The 16,723-nt window shown below is 60.4% G+C and carries 14 protein-coding genes; 10 read left to right on the forward strand and 4 right to left on the reverse strand.

What is annotated here, in order from left to right:
• The first annotated feature begins 20 nt into the window (after positions 1–20).
• From ftsA to lpxC, 3 genes are all read left to right on the forward strand, one after another.
• Positions 21–1,268 carry a cell division protein FtsA gene (gene ftsA / locus SOP97_RS17140; protein WP_274087501.1) on the forward strand — a complete coding sequence of 416 codons (1,248 nt, stop codon included), beginning with the start codon at positions 21–23 and terminating at the stop codon, positions 1,266–1,268.
• 43 nt (positions 1,269–1,311) lie between these two features.
• Complete coding sequence (gene ftsZ, locus SOP97_RS17145) at positions 1,312–2,499, forward strand: cell division protein FtsZ (RefSeq protein WP_274087500.1); 1,188 nt, start codon at positions 1,312–1,314, stop codon at positions 2,497–2,499.
• Between the two features lie 112 nt (positions 2,500–2,611).
• Positions 2,612–3,523 (forward strand): UDP-3-O-acyl-N-acetylglucosamine deacetylase, encoded by a 912-nt coding sequence (gene lpxC, locus SOP97_RS17150; RefSeq protein WP_274087499.1) that lies wholly within the window; start codon positions 2,612–2,614, stop codon positions 3,521–3,523.
• A gap of 134 nt (positions 3,524–3,657) precedes the next feature.
• Here the strand turns inward: lpxC and SOP97_RS17155 are convergent, their stop codons facing one another.
• Positions 3,658–4,122 (reverse strand): DUF721 domain-containing protein, encoded by a 465-nt coding sequence (locus SOP97_RS17155; RefSeq protein ID WP_322950258.1) that lies wholly within the window; start codon positions 4,120–4,122, stop codon positions 3,658–3,660.
• An 81-nt stretch (positions 4,123–4,203) separates the two neighbouring features.
• On the opposite strand from SOP97_RS17155, the gene SOP97_RS17160 reads away from it, so the two are divergent.
• The 7 genes from SOP97_RS17160 to SOP97_RS17190 all read left to right on the forward strand — a co-directional run bounded on the left by SOP97_RS17160 (position 4,204) and on the right by SOP97_RS17190 (position 13,157).
• Entirely contained in the window at positions 4,204–5,130 is a 927-nt protein-coding gene (locus tag SOP97_RS17160) for a M23 family metallopeptidase (protein ID WP_322950259.1), read from the forward strand.
• 117 nt (positions 5,131–5,247) lie between these two features.
• Positions 5,248–7,980, forward strand: a complete 2,733-nt coding sequence (gene secA / locus SOP97_RS17165; protein WP_322950260.1) for a preprotein translocase subunit SecA — start codon at positions 5,248–5,250, stop codon at positions 7,978–7,980.
• Positions 7,981–8,116: 136 nt separating this feature from the next.
• Positions 8,117–9,334: a bifunctional glutamate N-acetyltransferase/amino-acid acetyltransferase ArgJ gene (gene argJ / locus SOP97_RS17170; protein ID WP_322950261.1), complete on the forward strand. Its 1,218-nt coding sequence runs from the start codon at positions 8,117–8,119 to the stop codon at positions 9,332–9,334.
• A 126-nt stretch (positions 9,335–9,460) separates the two neighbouring features.
• Entirely contained in the window at positions 9,461–10,093 is a 633-nt protein-coding gene (locus SOP97_RS17175; protein WP_322950262.1) for a glutathione S-transferase family protein, read from the forward strand.
• Positions 10,090–11,031: a Nudix family hydrolase gene (locus tag SOP97_RS17180; RefSeq protein ID WP_322950263.1), complete on the forward strand. Its 942-nt coding sequence runs from the start codon at positions 10,090–10,092 to the stop codon at positions 11,029–11,031. Before SOP97_RS17175 ends, SOP97_RS17180 begins: the two co-directional genes overlap by 4 nt.
• Before the next feature lie 80 nt (positions 11,032–11,111).
• On the forward strand, positions 11,112–12,212 hold the full coding sequence (locus SOP97_RS17185; RefSeq protein WP_322950264.1) for an HPP family protein: 1,101 nt from the start codon (positions 11,112–11,114) through the stop codon (positions 12,210–12,212).
• Between the two features lie 51 nt (positions 12,213–12,263).
• Positions 12,264–13,157: an RluA family pseudouridine synthase gene (locus tag SOP97_RS17190; protein ID WP_322950265.1), complete on the forward strand. Its 894-nt coding sequence runs from the start codon at positions 12,264–12,266 to the stop codon at positions 13,155–13,157.
• Here SOP97_RS17190 and SOP97_RS17195 read toward each other — a convergent pair.
• The 3 genes from SOP97_RS17195 to SOP97_RS17205 are packed head-to-tail and all read right to left on the reverse strand — an operon-like array spanning position 13,154 to position 16,714.
• Positions 13,154–13,738, reverse strand: a complete 585-nt coding sequence (locus SOP97_RS17195) for a cob(I)yrinic acid a,c-diamide adenosyltransferase (protein ID WP_322950266.1) — start codon at positions 13,736–13,738, stop codon at positions 13,154–13,156. The genes SOP97_RS17190 and SOP97_RS17195 overlap by 4 nt on opposite strands.
• A gap of 2 nt (positions 13,739–13,740) precedes the next feature.
• On the reverse strand, positions 13,741–15,759 hold the full coding sequence (locus tag SOP97_RS17200) for a sensor histidine kinase (protein ID WP_322950267.1): 2,019 nt from the start codon (positions 15,757–15,759) through the stop codon (positions 13,741–13,743).
• A gap of 46 nt (positions 15,760–15,805) precedes the next feature.
• Complete coding sequence (locus SOP97_RS17205; protein WP_322950268.1) at positions 15,806–16,714, reverse strand: putative 2-dehydropantoate 2-reductase; 909 nt, start codon at positions 16,712–16,714, stop codon at positions 15,806–15,808.
• Positions 16,715–16,723: the final 9 nt, after the last annotated feature.

The following is a 16,723-nucleotide window of genomic DNA, read 5'->3' on the forward strand; positions in this document are numbered from 1 at the left end:
ATCAGGAGAAAGTAAGAGCCATGGCAAACGTGCAGAGCGGCAAGATGATCGTCGGTCTCGATATCGGTACCTCCAAAGTGGTGGCGCTGGTCGGTGAAGTGAATGCGGACGGCCAGTTGGAAATCGTCGGCATCGGCACTCATCCATCACGCGGCCTGAAAAAGGGCGTGGTGGTGAATATCGAATCGACCGTACAGTCTATCCAGCGCGCCGTCGAAGAAGCGCAGCTGATGGCCGGTTGCCGTATCCACTCGGCCTTTGTCGGCCTGGCCGGTAACCATATTCGTAGCCTCAACAGCCACGGTATTGTCGCGATTCGTGATCGCGAAGTCAGTTCGGCTGACCTTGAGCGGGTACTCGATGCCGCACAGGCTGTGGCCATTCCTGCCGACCAGCGGGTGCTGCATACCCTGCCGCAGGATTATGTGATCGATAACCAAGAGGGCGTGCGCGAGCCACTGGGGATGTCCGGTGTACGCCTGGAAGCCAAGGTGCACGTGGTCACCTGTGCGGTGAATGCCGCGCAGAACATCGAGAAGTGTGTGCGCCGCTGCGGTCTTGAGGTTGACGACATCATTCTCGAGCAGCTGGCTTCGGCCTATGCCGTGTTAACCGATGACGAGAAAGAGCTGGGTGTGTGCCTGGTCGATATCGGCGGTGGCACCACCGACATCTGCATCTTCACCGAAGGCGCGATCCGCCATACCGCAGTGATCCCAATTGCTGGCGATCAGGTCACCAATGACATCGCCATGGCCCTGCGCACGCCAACTCAGTATGCCGAAGAGATCAAGATTCGGTATGCTTGCGCGTTGGCCAAACTGGCCGGTGCAGGCGAGACCATCAAGGTGCCGAGCGTCGGTGATCGTCCGCCGCGCGATTTGTCGCGTCAGTCCCTGGCTGAAGTGGTTGAACCACGTTACGACGAGCTGTTCACCCTGATTCAGGCTGAGCTGCGTCGCAGTGGTTATGAGGACTTGATCCCGGCCGGGATCGTTCTCACAGGCGGTACAGCGAAGATGGAAGGAGCCGTCGAGCTGGCCGAAGAAATTTTCCATATGCCGGTACGCCTGGGTATTCCTCAGGGTGTCAAAGGATTGGCCGACGTCGTGCGTAACCCCATCTATTCAACAGGCGTAGGCCTGCTGCTGTACGGGCTGCAAAAGCAGGCCGACGGCGTTTCGATGTCTGCGCTTGGCAGCTACAGCGATGAACCCAAACAACCTGTGCTGGAACGGCTGAAACGCTGGGTCCAGGGCAATTTTTGATTTTGCAGTAGGCGTTATAACTAGAAAGTAAAGGAGAGGGAAAATGTTTGAACTCGTAGACAGCGCTCCAGCAAGTGCGGTTATCAAGGTCATCGGCGTGGGCGGCGGCGGCGGTAATGCTGTCAATCACATGGCGAAAAACAACATTGAAGGCGTTGAGTTCATCTGCGCCAACACGGATGCACAGGCCCTAAAAAACATCGGCGCACGCACCGTTCTGCAGCTAGGCACTGCAGTGACTAAAGGTCTCGGTGCGGGTGCTAACCCAGAAGTTGGCCGTCAGGCCGCTATGGAAGACCGCGAGCGGATCGCTGAAGTGCTGCAAGGCACCGATATGGTCTTTATCACCACCGGCATGGGCGGCGGTACCGGTACCGGTGCAGCCCCAGTAATCGCTCAAGTGGCCAAGGAAATGGGCATCCTCACCGTTGCAGTGGTGACCCGTCCGTTCCCGTTCGAAGGCAAGAAGCGCATGCTGATCGCCGAAGAAGGCATTCGTGCGCTGTCGGAAAGTGTCGACTCGCTGATCACCATTCCCAACGAAAAACTGCTGACCATCCTCGGTAAGGACGCCAGCTTGCTGTCGGCTTTCGCCAAGGCTGACGATGTACTGGCCGGTGCCGTGCGCGGTATCTCCGACATCATCAAGCGTCCGGGCATGATCAACGTCGACTTCGCCGACGTGAAAACCGTGATGAGCGAAATGGGCATGGCGATGATGGGCACTGGTTGCGCCAGTGGTCCTAACCGCGCTCGCGAAGCCACCGAAGCGGCCATTCGCAATCCGTTGCTCGAAGACGTCAATCTGCAAGGCGCGCGTGGCATCCTGGTGAATATCACCGCCGGTCCTGACCTGTCCCTGGGTGAGTACTCCGACGTGGGTAACATCATCGAGCAGTTCGCTTCCGAGCACGCCACCGTCAAGGTCGGCACTGTGATCGATCCGGATATGCGCGACGAGCTGCACGTCACTGTAGTGGCCACCGGCCTGGGTGCGCGGATTGAGAAGCCGGTCAAGGTTATCGACAATACTGTGCAGGTGTCTGCCAACGCTCACAGCAACGCAGCCGCACCGGCGCGGGGCGAGCAAAGCGTCAATTACAAAGATTACGAGCGTCCTACCGTTCAGCGTCAAAGCCACGGCGGCGCAGCCACTGCGGCCAAGATGAATCCGCAGGATGATCTGGATTACCTCGACATTCCAGCCTTCCTGCGTCGCCAGGCCGATTGATGAAATGTATCAGGAGTATTGGGACGATTGGTGTTCAGCAAAGGCCGGTTCTGCTATCATCGCCGGCCATTGTTGAAAACTATTCGCAACTAGTGCTATAGCGGTCCAATCCATGATCAGACAACGCACCCTGAAGAACATCATCCGCGCCACTGGCGTAGGCCTGCATTCCGGGGAAAAGGTATACCTGACCCTAAAGCCGGCACCAGTCGACACCGGTATCGTGTTCCGTCGTACCGACCTGGACCCTGTCGTGGAAATTCCCGCGCGTGCAGGGAATGTCGGTGAAACCACCATGTCGACCACGTTGGTCAATGGTGATGTCAAGGTGGATACGGTAGAGCACCTGCTTTCGGCCATGGCTGGCCTGGGCATCGATAACGCCTACGTCGAGCTCTCCGCATCCGAAGTGCCGATCATGGATGGCAGTGCGGGTCCCTTTGTATTCCTGATTCAATCGGCTGGTCTGCAAGAGCAGGACGCCCACAAGAAGTTCATCCGTATCCTTCGTGAAGTCACGGTGGAAGATGGCGACAAGCGCGCCACTTTTGTGCCTTTCGAAGGATTCAAAGTGACCTTTGAGATCGATTTCGATCACCCGGTGTTCCGCAATCGCACCCAGTCGGCCAGCGTTGACTTCTCCAGCACGTCGTTCGTGAAGGAAGTGAGTCGCGCTCGCACGTTCGGTTTTATGCGTGATATCGAGTTCCTGCGTTCACAAAACCTGGCGCTCGGCGGCAGCGTGGATAACGCCATCGTCGTGGATGAGTTCCGCGTGTTGAACGAAGACGGCCTGCGGTATGAGGACGAATTTGTTAAGCACAAGATTCTCGATGCGATTGGCGATCTCTACCTGCTGGGTAACAGCCTGATTGGCGAGTTCAAAGGTTTCAAATCGGGTCATGCGCTGAATAACCTTCTGCTGCGCACTCTGATTGAGCAAACCGATGCGTGGGAAGTTGTCACCTTTGATGACCCCAATACCGCGCCAATCTCCTACATGCGCCCGGTTGCGGCGGTGTAACGTACTACCTTCCTTCTTTACTTTTTAAGGCCACCTTCGGGTGGCCTTTTTTATCTGTTGCCGGTGCTGGAGGGCTATTTCGAGCAGTTACAGCGCCTGGATAAACATGCCACAGGGTGTTTTGGTCGGCTGTTTTAGTCTATTTGCTTATCGCTTTGGGTGTGTTTTGCCAGGCGTTCCAGGGCTGCGCGGAGTTTGGGGTCACTGATGCCTTCGGCGGTAGATTGGATGTTTTCTGCCGCGCTGTTGGACAAATTCATTGTGCGACTTGGCGCACGCCTTTCAGCGGTCGGAGGTTGCACCTTGAACAGAATCTTCGTTAAGGTCGCGAACTCTTCGAGTGCCTGCAGCTGTTTCAACAAGCGTTTTTGTTGATAGCGCAGGCGCGTGGCCCAATGGCCATCGGTGATTATCAGCAGCAGGCAGCCCTCGCGCCATGACGCTACATGGCAGTGTTCGCGGGCTGCCGGCTGCAGTTGGCTCTCGAGTAAGTGTTGCAGGCGATCAATGCGTTGCGCTTGATTGAACAGCGCTTTCAGAGGCTTCGCTTCGCGCAAGAGTGCGGCGGGAGCCCGGGCCGGCAAAGGACGAAATGTCATGGCAGGACGCCTGAGAAAGTGAAGTCAGCATGGTAGCAGAATCGCTGCTGCCGGCTGTGTCTTCACCGTTAGGGGAATGCAGTGCAGATCATTTTACTCAGTCGGCACCACGGTGCCGCACGTTCACTCAGCCTAAATTTGCGTGGGCTACTGTTGGTGATGTTGCTGGCGCTCGGTGCTGCACTGGCCAGCGGTGTAGCGGTAGGGGCCTGGTGGGCGCCTGCCACTGTTAGGGTGCAGGACGATACGCAAATCAATCAGGTGCTCGATCAGCAGCGTGCCGAAGTCGGCGCTGTGCGCCTGGACGCCCAGCGCCAGCTGGATGCGTTCGCTGCACATGTGGCCGAGCTGCAGGCGCGCCTGACGCGTCTGGATGCGCTGGGTGCGCGGCTGACCGAATTGGCCGATCTAGATGCCAGTGAGTTCGACTTTTCGCTCAACGTCGGCCAGGGCGGTGCTGAAGATAGCTTGGGCGATGCAGCGTATGCGCCGCCGCTGTTTATGGATGAACTCGACCGCTTGAGCTTGCGCCTGGACAGTCGTGAGCAGTTATTAGAAGTGCTCGAGCAGTTGATCGGCGAGCGCCAGCTGAGCGAAGCCGAATACCTATCGGGTATGCCGGTGCGCAATGGCTACATGTCTTCGCCCTTCGGCAGGCGCGTACACCCGCTCACTGGGCGTAACGCCCAGCATAAAGGTGTCGATTTTGCCGCCAAGCCGGGCAGTGATGTGGTCGCTGTCGCTGCGGGTGTGGTGAGCTTCTCTGGGGTCAAGTCGGGCTATGGTAATGTCGTGGAGGTCAGCCATGCAGATGGATACACCACGCTGTATGCGCACAACCAGAGTAACTTGGTACAGATTGGTGATCTGGTGCAGCGCGACCAAACGATTGCCAGGGTTGGTCGCAGCGGGCGCGCCAGTGGTTACCATGTACACTTCGAAGTCACCAAGAATGGTCGGGTGGTTAATCCGGCCAGCTACATCGCTCGAGTGGGCGGCGTCGAATAACGCCGCTTTCCTCATTAGCGTTTCCGAGTAGAATGCCCACCTCGCACGCAGCTAAAAGTGCTGCATGGGTCGCTGTTCAGTAGCCCTCAATCCATACGCCTGGAAGATCCTGTCGATATGTTTGCGCCTTTGTTGAAGAAACTCTTTGGAAGCAAGAACGAGCGTGAAGTTAAACGCATGCTCAAGGCGGTAAGCGCCGTCAATGCCTTCGAGGAGCAGATGCTTGCCCTTTCCGATGAGCAACTGCGAGCCAAGACGGATGAGTTCAAAGCCCGTTTGGCTAAAGGCGAAACCCTCGATCAACTGCTCGCTGAAGCCTTTGCGGTAGCCCGCGAAGCCGGCAAGCGGGTGATGGGCATGCGCCACTTCGACGTGCAGTTGATTGGTGGCATGACCTTGCATGAAGGCAAGATCGCCGAGATGCGCACCGGTGAGGGTAAGACCCTGGTGGCGACCCTGGCGGTGTACCTCAATGCGCTGTCCGGTAAGGGCGTGCATGTGGTCACGGTCAACGACTACCTGGCGCGCCGCGACGCCAACTGGATGCGTCCGCTGTATGAGTTCCTCGGTATGACGGTGGGGATTGTCACCCCGTTTATGCCGCCGGAAGAGAAGCGTGAAGCCTACGCGGCCGATATCACCTACGGCACCAACAACGAATTTGGCTTCGATTACCTGCGCGACAACATGGCTTTCAGTCTGGAAGATAAATTCCAGCGTGAGCTGAATTTCGCTGTAATCGACGAAGTTGACTCCATTCTGATCGATGAAGCGCGCACCCCGTTGATCATCTCTGGTCAGGCCGAAGACAGTTCGCGCCTTTATACCGAGGTCAACAAGCTGATCCCGCGCCTCAAGCTGCATATTGAGGAAGAAGAGGGCGTTGTTACTCAGGAAGGCCATTACAAGCTTGATGAGAAGGCTCGTCAGGTTGAGCTGAATGAAGCCGGCCACCAGTTTGTTGAAGAAATGCTCACCGAAGTCGGTTTGCTGGCTGAAGGCGAGAGCCTGTATTCGGCGCATAACCTGGGTCTGCTGACCCATGTGTACTCTGGGCTGCGTGCGCACAAACTGTTCAACCGCAACGTTGAATACATTGTGCAGAACAACCAGGTGCTGCTGATCGACGAACACACCGGCCGTACCATGCCAGGTCGTCGTTTGTCTGAGGGCCTGCACCAGGCGATCGAAGCCAAAGAAGGTCTGCCGATCCAGGCCGAGAGCCAGACGCTGGCCTCGACCACCTTCCAGAACTACTTCCGCCTGTACAACAAGCTGTCCGGCATGACCGGTACGGCTGATACCGAAGCGTTCGAGTTCCATCAGATTTACGGTTTGGCGGTGATCGTCATTCCGACCAACCGTGCCTTGGCGCGTAAAGACTTCAACGACCTGGTCTACCTGACTGCGGAAGAGAAGTACGCCGCCATCGTTACCGACATCAAGGAAAGCATGGCGTTGGGCCGGCCCGTTCTGGTTGGTACGGCGACCATCGAAACGTCCGAGCACATGTCGGCGCTACTCAATCAGGAAGGCATCGAGCACAAGGTGCTGAATGCCAAGTTCCATGAGAAGGAAGCGGAAATCATTGCCCAGGCCGGTCGTCCGGGCGCGCTGACGATTGCCACCAACATGGCCGGTCGCGGTACCGACATTCTGTTGGGTGGCAACTGGGAAGTTGAAGTCGCCAACCTGGAAAACCCCACACCTGAGCAGATCGCCCAAATCAAGGCCGATTGGCAGAAGCGTCACCAGCAAGTGATTGAAGCCGGTGGTTTGCATGTAATCGCGTCTGAGCGCCATGAATCGCGGCGTATCGACAATCAGCTGCGTGGTCGTGCCGGCCGCCAGGGTGACCCAGGTTCCAGCCGTTTCTATTTGTCGCTGGAAGACAACCTGATGCGCATCTTCGCCTCGGATCGGGTGAAGAACTTTATGAAGGCTCTGGGTATGCAGCCTGGCGAGGCCATTGAGCACCGCATGGTCAGCAATGCCATCGAGAAGGCGCAGCGCAAGGTTGAAGGCCGCAACTTCGACATGCGTAAGCAACTGCTGGAATACGACGACGTGGCCAACGAGCAGCGCAAGGTGATCTATCACATGCGCAACACCCTGCTTGCCGCAGATAATATTGGCGAAACCATTGCCGATTTCCGCCGCGAAGTCGTCGAGAACCTGGTCAACGAACATATCGCGCCACAGTCGCTGCCTGAACAGTGGGACATCGCCGGTCTAGAAGAGGCGCTGTACACCAGCTTCAACTTGCGTCTGCCGATACAGCAGTGGCTCGACGATGATCACAAGCTGTATGAAGAGACCCTGCGTGAGCGCATTCTTGACGAGCTGATCAAGGCTTACAACGAGAAGGAAATCGAGGCCAGTGCCGAAGCGCTGCGCACCTTCGAGAAGCAGATTCTGCTGCGTGTGCTCGACGACCTGTGGAAAGATCACCTGTCGACCATGGATCACCTGCGCCACGGTATTCACCTGCGCGGTTATGCACAAAAGAACCCCAAGCAGGAATACAAGCGTGAGTCTTTCACCTTGTTCCAGGAATTGCTGGATTCGATCAAGCGCGACACCATCCGCGTGCTGTCGCATGTGCAGGTGCGCCGCGAAGATCCGGCCGAAGAAGAGGCGCGTCTGCGTCGCGAGGCCGAGGCATTGGCTGAGCGCATGCAGTTTCAGCACGCGGACGCCTCGGCTATGCCGCCGCAAACCTCTGAAGAGGAGGGTGATGTAGCGGTGGCTGTGGCGCCTGTGCGCACTGAGCCGAAGATTGGCCGTAACGAGCCGTGCCCGTGTGGTTCCGGTAAGAAGTACAAGCACTGCCACGGTCAGGTTAACTAAGCCGACTGTGTAGAGCGGGTTGCGCCGACAGTGAGGTTGGCTATGCTTGGCCCCGCTTGAATAACGCCGCGAACGGTTCGACCGCTCGCGGCGTTTTACCATCTCTCATGTCCTACCCCCTCAAGGAGTGTTCCCTATGGCTGTTGGTCTTGGCCCATTGTCTACCCTGCACCCGGTTCCAGGTTTCGAATTGGGCATCGCTTCTGCGGGCATCAAGCGTCCTGGGCGTAAAGATGTGGTAGTCATGCGATGTGCCGAGGGCTCCAGCGTAGCGGGGGTGTTCACCCTCAATGCGTTCTGCGCCGCGGCCGTGATTCTGGCCAAGAAGCGTGTGCTGGGCAGCGTGCGTTACCTGCTGACCAACACCGGCAATGCCAACGCTGGCACCGGTGAGCAGGGTCTGCGCGATGCGGCGCACACCTGCTCTGCTCTGGCGGCCCTGACCGGGGTGGAGGAGGGGGCCGTGTTGCCTTTTTCCACCGGGGTGATCGGTGAGCCGTTACCCGTGGCGAAGATTGAAGGTGCGCTGCGTGCGGCGCTGGACGATCTGGCGCCGGATCATTGGGCTGAGGCCGCCACGGGCATCATGACCACCGACACCTTGCCCAAGGGCGCCAGCCGCCAGTTCGTGCACGATGGCGTTACCGTTACCGTGACCGGTATTTCCAAGGGCGCCGGGATGATCAAGCCGAATATGGCGACCATGCTGGGTTACATTGCCACCGACGCCAAGGTTGCCCAGGGCGTACTGCAGGATTTGCTGCGCGACGCGGCGAACAAATCGTTCAACCGCATCACCATCGATGGCGATACCTCGACCAACGATTGCTGCATGCTCATCGCTACCGGTCAGGCGGCCCTGCCAGAGATCACCCAGGCCAGCGGCGATCTGTTCGCCAAGCTCAAAGAGGCGGTGTTCAGTGTGTGCATGGACGTGGCACAGGCCATCGTGCGTGACGGTGAGGGTGCAACCAAGTTCGTCACCGTTCAGGTGAACGGCGGTGCAACCCATCAGGAGTGCCTGGACGTTGGGTACGCCGTGGCGCATTCGCCGCTGATCAAGACTGCGCTGTTTGCTTCCGATCCAAACTGGGGACGCATTCTGGCTGCCGTGGGCTGTGCTGGAGTGGCGCAACTGGACGTCAGCTTGATCGACGTGTTCCTGGGTGACGTGTGCATCGCCAGCCGCGGCTGTCGCGCGGCCAGCTACACCGAAGAGCAGGGCTCTGCGGTGATGGCGAAAGAAGAAATCACCATCCGTATTGAGTTGGGCCGTGGCAGCTGCAGCGAGACCATTTGGACCACTGATCTGTCCCACGAGTACGTGAAGATCAACGCGGAATACCGCACCTGATCGACCACGCATCTGCTGTTTGGCTGCCCGCATTCCCGTTGTTCATAGCGCTATGAACAACGGGAATTTGCTATTGCAGGGGGCGCCTTTTAAGGTCGTTTGACCTTCCCGCCCTGAGCGCAGCCCATGTCTCTTACTCTGGTTATCGGTGACAAAACCTATTCGTCCTGGTCGCTGCGTGCGGCGCTGGCCTTGGAACTCAGCGGTGCGCCCTATAGCGAACAGCTGATCGCGCTGAACCGCCCCGAGACTCGCGCACAGATTCTGCAGCACTCGCCGACCGGCAAGGTGCCGTTGCTGATCACTGACGAAGCCATCATCTGGGACTCCCTGGCGATTGGCGAATACCTGGCCGAGTGTTTCCCGGCGGCCCAACTCTGGCCGCAGGAGCGAGCGGCGCGAGCGCTGGCCCGCAGTGCCTGCGCCGAGATGCACAGCGGTTTTTTTGCGCTGCGCAGTCACCTGCCGATGGACCTCAAGCGCAATCAGGCCTTAGCCGAAATACCGGCCGATGCCATGGCTGATATTCAGCGCGTTTGCGCTTTGTGGGCCGAGTGCCGGCAGCGCTTTGCTCAGGCTGGCGGCTTCCTGTTTGGCCAGCCGAGCTTGGCGGATGCCTTCTTTGCCCCGGTGGCAGCGCGTCTGCGCAGTTATCAGGTGGCGCTGCCGGCAGAAGCTGTCGCCTATGTCGAGACGATCTATCAGTGGCCGGCGTTTCAGCGCTGGTACCAGGCTGCTCAGGAGGAACATCTGGCGTGAAGCGTATTCATGTAGCCGCTGCGGTTATTCGCGGTGTGGATGGGCAGATTCTGCTCGCCAAACGCCCCGAGGATAAGCACCAGGGCGGCCTCTGGGAGTTTCCCGGTGGCAAGGTCGAGGCTAGCGAGACGGTGCCGGTAGCCCTGGCCCGGGAGCTGGAAGAGGAGCTGGGTATTCGCCCCAGCGCCGCGCGACCGTTGATTCAGGTGCGTCATGACTACCCGGACAAGCAGGTGCTGCTGGATGTCTGGGAAGTCTCGGCGTTTACCGGCGAGCCCCATGGCGCCGAAGGCCAACCGTTGGCCTGGGTCAGCCCTCGGCAGTTGGGCGATTATGAGTTTCCCGCCGCTAATCGGCCGATTGTCGCGGCAGCGCGCTTACCCGAACGTTATCTGATCACCCCCGAGGGGCTGAGTGGGCCAGAACTGCTGCGCGGTATCCAGGCCGCGCTGAAAAGCGGTATTCGTTTGCTGCAACTGCGCGCTCCGGCGATGTTTGATGCGCAGTACCGCGATATTGCCGTGGATGCTCTCGGCCTCTGTGCGGGCAAGGCGCAGCTGATGCTCAAAGGGCCACTGGAGTGGCTGGGCGACTTTCCCGCTGCCGGCTGGCACCTGACGGCGCAGCAGTTGCGCGAATTGAGCGCTGGCGGCCGACCGTTTCCGCCGCTGCGCTGGCTGGCGGCCTCTTGCCACAGTGCGCAGGAGCTGGAGCTGGCCACGCAGATGGGCGTGGATTTCATCACACTGTCTCCCGTGCAAGCTACCCAGACCCATCCCGATGCGCAGCCGCTGGGCTGGGCGCAGGTTGCCGAGCTGCTGCAGGGCTTCAATCAGCCGGCCTACCTGCTGGGCGGCGTTACCCCGGCCGATGTAGAGCACGCCTGGCAGGTCGGCGCCCAGGGCGTGGCGGGTATTCGCGCGTTCTGGCCCGAGTAGGTGGCGCCGTTGGTCGCCTGCGGGCAAAGAACGTTATAGTCGCGCACCTCAAATGGTGCGCGACAGGTGGGCGTTTAACGGTGCAAGGCATCAAAACATGGTTGAAAGGCTTCTGGCCGGCGCCCATGGCGGTCAGCCTGAGCGAGCGGGTGCTCAGCTGTGTGGGCGCGGTGCTGGGCCTGCTGTTCAGCGGTTGGCTATGCCGCGAGGTGCTGGGCAGTGCCAGCCCATGGCTGATTGCCCCCATGGGCGCGTCGGCGGTGCTGTTGTTTGCCGTGCCGGCCAGCCCTCTGGCGCAACCCTGGTCGATTCTCGGTGGCAACCTGATCTCCGCAATTGTCGGCGTCAGTTGCGCCACCTGGCTCGGTCACGACGCGCTGGTAGCGGCGTTGGCTGGCGGTTTGGCGATTGCCGGGATGTTTGCCCTGCGCTGCCTGCATCCACCGGGTGGCGCGGTGGCACTGACGGCGGTGCTGGCCGGCCCGGAAGTGGCCCAGCTGGGTTATCACTTCGCCCTCTACCCGGTGGGGCTGAACTCCATTGGTCTGCTGCTGATCGCGCTGCTGTTCAATAACGCCTTGCGCCGGCAATACCCGCATCGTCCGCTTGAGCATGGCAACGTGCACAAGACCCGTGATCCGATCCCCCGTGATCGTTTGGGCTTCACCCCGGCGGATCTGGATGCGGTGCTCAAGGCGCGCGGCGAGTTGCTCGATATTTCCCGCGAAGACCTGGAAGAGATTCTCCTGCAAACCGAGGCGCGGGCTTATCAACGCCGCTTTGGCGAGGTGCGCTGTGGCGACATCATGTCCCGTGATGTGCAGACGCTGACGGAGCACAGCAGCCTTACCGAGGCGCGTTTGAGCCTGCATGAGCATCGGCTCAGCGCCATGCCGGTACTCAACCCGCAGGGTGAACTGCAGGGCATGCTCAGCCTGCATGATCTGTTGCTGGCAGACGCCGATACGCAGACCGTCAGCCAATGCATGCGCCGGCAGGCGCCGACCTGCCGCGCCGACTGGCCGGTGACCTATCTGCTGCAGATGCTCACGGATAGCGACGTGCATCGGCTGCCCGTCGTCGATGAACAGCGCCAGTTGCTGGGTATCGTCAGCCAGTCCGACCTGTTGGCGGCGCTGTTTCGTATGTCTCTGCAGAGCCCGGCGTCAGGGGCGGGTTAAGCGCGGGCCTGGGTTATCCTGTGCGCTTCCGCCTGGTTGTTGAGTGTGTTCATGACTGTTGAAGCCCGTTCCCCCTCGAATATGCGCCCCAGCACCCTGCATTTGCCGCGTGGCAACTGGGCGACGGTGTTCGAATGCCTGTGTGCGCATTTCCCGGCGATTGCCCCGGCGGTGTGGCAGGAGCGGATCGCCCGTGGTCGGGTGCTGGACGCCCAGGGGCAGCCGCTCAGCATGGCGGCGGCTTACCGCGAAGGGCTCAAGGTGCACTATTTTCGTGAGGTGCCGGCAGAGACGCCGATTCCCTTCGAAGAAACTCTGCTGTATGTCGATGAGCATTTGCTGGTGGCCGACAAGCCGCATTTTCTGCCGGTGATGCCGGCCGGCGAATACGTCGAGCAGACCCTGCAGGCGCGCCTGGCTAAGCGGCTGGGCAATGCTGACCTGGTGCCGCTGCACCGGATTGATCGGCACACCGCAGGCCTCGTGTTGTTCTCCACCAATCGGCAGAGTCGTGGCCAGTACCAGGCGCTGTTCCGGTTGCGGCAGATGGATAAGTGCTACGAGGCGCTGGCGGCGGCTTTGCCACAACTGGACTTCCCGCTGCTGCGGGCGACGCGGCTGGAGGGCGCTGAGCCGTTCTTCCGCATGCAGGAAGTGGCCGGTGAGGCCAATACTGAAACGCGCATCGAGGTCGCCCAGCGCCTCGGCGAACACTGGCTATATCGGCTGTATCCGGTCACAGGCAAGAAGCATCAGCTGCGTGTGCATCTAGCCGCGCTGGGCGCGCCGATCCTCAATGACCCGTTCTACCCTGAGGTCACCGATGCACCGGATGCCTTGGATGATTACAGCAAACCGCTAAAGCTGTTAGCCAAGGGGCTGAGCTTTATCGACCCGTTGAGTGGTGAGCGACGTAGCTTCGAAAGCCAGCTTAGCCTGCTCTAGTTGTGTGGCTCTTTGGCAGCCGCCTGCCAAAGCACTTCATCAATCCCCTGACGCTTTGCGATCAGCCGCGCGGCGACAAACAGCAGGTCTGACAGGCGGTTGACGTAGGCCAGGCCTACGCCGCGAATCGGTTCCACGGCGTTCAGGTGTTGGCAGCGGCGCTCGGCGCTGCGGGCCAGGCTGCGGCACACATGCGCCTGGGCAATCAGGCGCGAGCCGCCGGGCAGGATGAAGTTCTCCAGTGGGCCGACTTCTTCGTTCCAGCGGTCGATGGCGGCTTCCAGTCGTTCGATTTCCGGGGCCTGCAGCGCCTGGTAGTCGGGCATCGCCAGTTCGCCGCCAAGATCGAACAGGCGATGTTGGCAAGGCGTGAGCACCTCGATGATTTCATTCAATCCGGGGCAATGGGCCGCATGTTCGGCAAGGTCAGCCAGCAGCAGACCGATATGACTATTTAGCGTGTCCACTTCGCCCATGGCATCCACCCGTGGGTGATCCTTGGTCACGCGGCGGCCATCGGCCAGGCCGGTTTCGCCGGCATCGCCGGTGCGGGTGTAGATTTTCGAGAGGCGGTAACCCATGTTCAGAGACCTGTGTCTGGCGTGGCGGCGGTCATGGGCAGGCGCAGGGTAAAGCAGGTGCCCTGGCCGGCTTTGGACTGCACTTCCATCTGCCCTTTGTGGTTGTTGGTGACGATAAAGTAGGAGACAGACAGGCCCAAACCGGTGCCCTGGCCGACTTCCTTGGTGGTGAAGAACGGCTCGAAGATGCGCTTGCGCACCGACTCGGGCATGCCGACGCCATTGTCTTCCACCTGGATTTCCGCCCAAGGCGGCGCCAGGCGTACGCGCAGGGTGATCTGCCCCGGTGTTGTGCTGTCGTCACGTTGATGGATGGCCTGGGCGGCGTTTTTCAGCAGGTTGAGCAGCACCTGTTCCAGTTCGTTGGCGGTGGCTGGCACAGCGGGCAGGTCGGCGGCGAATTCGCGTTGGATGTTCAGGCTCTTGAAGTCGAAGCTGTCGGTCAGGTCGAAGTCGTTGCTGGCGATTTCCAGCGCCTGATCGACCAGCGCGGGCAGGTGGCAGGGCGCCAGCTGGCGGTCGCTGCGGCGGCTGAAGTTGAGCATATGGCTGACGATCTTGGCGGCGCGGCTGCCGGCCTGCTGGATACCGTCGAGCAGGCGCGGGATCTCTCGGGCCTGCAGGTAACGGTCGATGGCTTCCAGGCAGATGCCAGCTTGCTCGGCCTGTTCGCGGTTTTTTTCCAGCTCCGGTGACAGGCGCCGGCGGATGTTCTGCACGTTATGCAGGATGGCCCCCAGGGGGTTGTTGATCTCGTGCGCCATGCCGGCGGCGAGGCCACCCACGGAGAGCATCTTCTCTGATTGCACCATCATTTCTTCGAGGTTGAGGCGCTGGGTGATGTCGTCGATGCGGATCACCACGCCACGGCCGCTGCTGCCGGTCAGCGGGTAGAAGGTCAGGGCGAAGTGCAGAGGTTGTTCATTGCTGCCCCAGGTGACGCGTTCGATTTTTTCCACTTGATGCTGTTCGACAGTGCGTTTTAGCTGCGGCAGAAAGGGTTTGAGCGGCGGGAATGCGAGGAAAATCGGCTGATTCAGTGCCTCGTCCAGGCGGGTGCCGGACAGGCTGCTGGCTTCCTGGTTCCACTGGGTGACATAGAGCTGCTCGTCGAGGGCGATCAGGGCCGAGGGCATGGAGTCGATGATGCTGTTGAGGTAGTTCTGAAAGCCGGTGAGCTTTTTCTCGATTTTGCTGCGCACCTGCACTTCCAGCTCCAGTTTTCGGTTGGAATGGCGGGTTTCTTCCGCAAGGTGCTGGGCCTGGTCGAAGGCTTGCTGGACGTCATCGCGGGCGCGCTTGAGCTGTTGCTCGCGGGCTTCGATGCGCACCAGCATGGTGTTGAAGGCATCGGCCAGGCCGCCGATTTCGTCAGCGTTGCCGCGGCGTGCGCGCAAGGCGTAGTTCTCCTCGCGGGTGACTTGGCGTGAGAGTTCTTCCAGGCGGCGGATCGGTCGGGTGATCAGGCGGCGTACCTGGCGCGAGACAATCAGCCAGAGCACGACGCTCAGGGCGAGAATCACCAGGCTGGCGGTCAGTGTGCCGGTGTAGAACACCCCTGGCAGTTCGCTGGAGGCGACCAGCAGTAAATGGCCGGAATGGCCGGTGTCTTGGGGCAATTCGATTAACTGGCTGATGCGAAACTCACTGTGCCGCCAGGACTCGACCTCTTCAATGTGCTGCGGCAGCTGCAGTTTGCTGCCGCGCTGCAGCTGCGCCAGGCTCAGGCCGTCGGCGTCATAAATCATCGCCGCCCGCAGCGGTGCGTAGTCATCCAGGCGCTTGAGCAGGGCTTTGGCCGCGGCGGGAGAGCTCAGCGCATGTTTGCTCAACTGTGGGCTGGCAATCAGCCGGCCGAGGGTGTGCAGCGCTTGTGGGGCCATGCTTTCCTGGGAGATCCAGTAAGCCGCGCTGATAAAGGCCAGGTTGGCGACCAGCAGTACGGTGGCCAGCAATGCCAGCAGGGCGACCAGCAGTTTGCGGCCGACCGGGAGATTTTCAAGGCGCTGACGCAGGGGCATGGCGAGGTGTGTCGGTGGTGAACGTGTCGGCAGGTTAACGCGCTGCTCAGTAACTGGGCAATCCGCGTGCGTTGAGGTGCGTGAGCAGTTGGCTGTGCAGGGCGTTTAAATGGGGTAGCAGCAGTTGGTGGCGCTGCGCAGCATCGCAGGCATAACCCAGCAGGTAGGCGATTTCTGTGCGTCGGCCCTGGCTGACATCTTGGTGCATGGAGGAAAAGTTTGCGGCGGTGGCTAGGATGACCCGTTGCACGTCGCCATACAGGTTCTCGGCGGCCGCGCTATGGCCGCAGCGCTGCAGCAACTCACTCAGCTCGCTGCACAAGCAGGCCACCTGCGCCGGGTGTTCGCGCAACCCACCATTGCGGCAGTCATGCAGCACGGTGAGGGGGTTGATGGCGCAGTTCAGCGCCAGTTTGCGCCACAAGCGGCTGAGAATATCCAGGCTCCAGTCATGAGCAATTCCGGCGAGTTGTAAATCAGCCAGCCAGGCCGGTGGCTGCCCATCAAGCGGGTCGCCGAGCCAGGTATGGCCGTGGCCAGCAAACACCACCTGGAAATCCGCCTGGCGAAACGCGCCTTCGGTGCTGGACGCCATAATGCAGCGCGCCTGCGGGGCCGCGCGCGCGACCTCGTCCTGGCTGCCCAGGCCATTTTGCAGCAATAGTATTTCCGCACCGGCGACTAAGCGTGGCGCCAGTTGGCTCACTGCTGTGGCGGCATCGTAGGCCTTACAGGCCAGCAGCAGGCGCTGGATCGGCTGCGGATCGGTGCTTGTTTGGGCCGCGATGGCGAAGCGCTGCGCCTGGCCCTGTTCAATTAGGGTCAGGCCGCCGGCGTGTTGATAGCTGCGTAGGCGCTGTGTATCACGCAGGATCAGCTGTACCGGCAGGCCGGCCCGCGCCAAGCGGGTTGCCCACAGGGTGCCCAGGCTGCCGGCCCCGAGGATATGCCACATGCTGAGCGC

It is taken from the genome of Pseudomonas spirodelae, assembly GCF_034653255.1.
Classification (GTDB): Bacteria; Pseudomonadota; Gammaproteobacteria; order Pseudomonadales; family Pseudomonadaceae; genus Aquipseudomonas; species Aquipseudomonas spirodelae.

Coding starts and splice junctions, on each gene's coding strand:
- lpxC (WP_274087499.1), top strand. CDS start 2,612: ATGATCAGACAACGCACCCTGAAGAACATCATCCGCGCCACTGGCGTA.
- SOP97_RS17175 (WP_322950262.1), top strand. CDS start 9,461: ATGTCTCTTACTCTGGTTATCGGTGACAAAACCTATTCGTCCTGGTCG.
- SOP97_RS17195 (WP_322950266.1), bottom strand. CDS start 13,738: ATGGGTTACCGCCTCTCGAAAATCTACACCCGCACCGGCGATGCCGGC.
- argJ (WP_322950261.1), top strand. CDS start 8,117: ATGGCTGTTGGTCTTGGCCCATTGTCTACCCTGCACCCGGTTCCAGGT.
- SOP97_RS17200 (WP_322950267.1), bottom strand. CDS start 15,759: ATGCCCCTGCGTCAGCGCCTTGAAAATCTCCCGGTCGGCCGCAAACTG.
- secA (WP_322950260.1), top strand. CDS start 5,248: ATGTTTGCGCCTTTGTTGAAGAAACTCTTTGGAAGCAAGAACGAGCGT.
- SOP97_RS17190 (WP_322950265.1), top strand. CDS start 12,264: ATGACTGTTGAAGCCCGTTCCCCCTCGAATATGCGCCCCAGCACCCTG.
- ftsA (WP_274087501.1), top strand. CDS start 21: ATGGCAAACGTGCAGAGCGGCAAGATGATCGTCGGTCTCGATATCGGT.
- SOP97_RS17205 (WP_322950268.1), bottom strand. CDS start 16,714: ATGTGGCATATCCTCGGGGCCGGCAGCCTGGGCACCCTGTGGGCAACC.
- ftsZ (WP_274087500.1), top strand. CDS start 1,312: ATGTTTGAACTCGTAGACAGCGCTCCAGCAAGTGCGGTTATCAAGGTC.
- SOP97_RS17155 (WP_322950258.1), bottom strand. CDS start 4,122: ATGACATTTCGTCCTTTGCCGGCCCGGGCTCCCGCCGCACTCTTGCGC.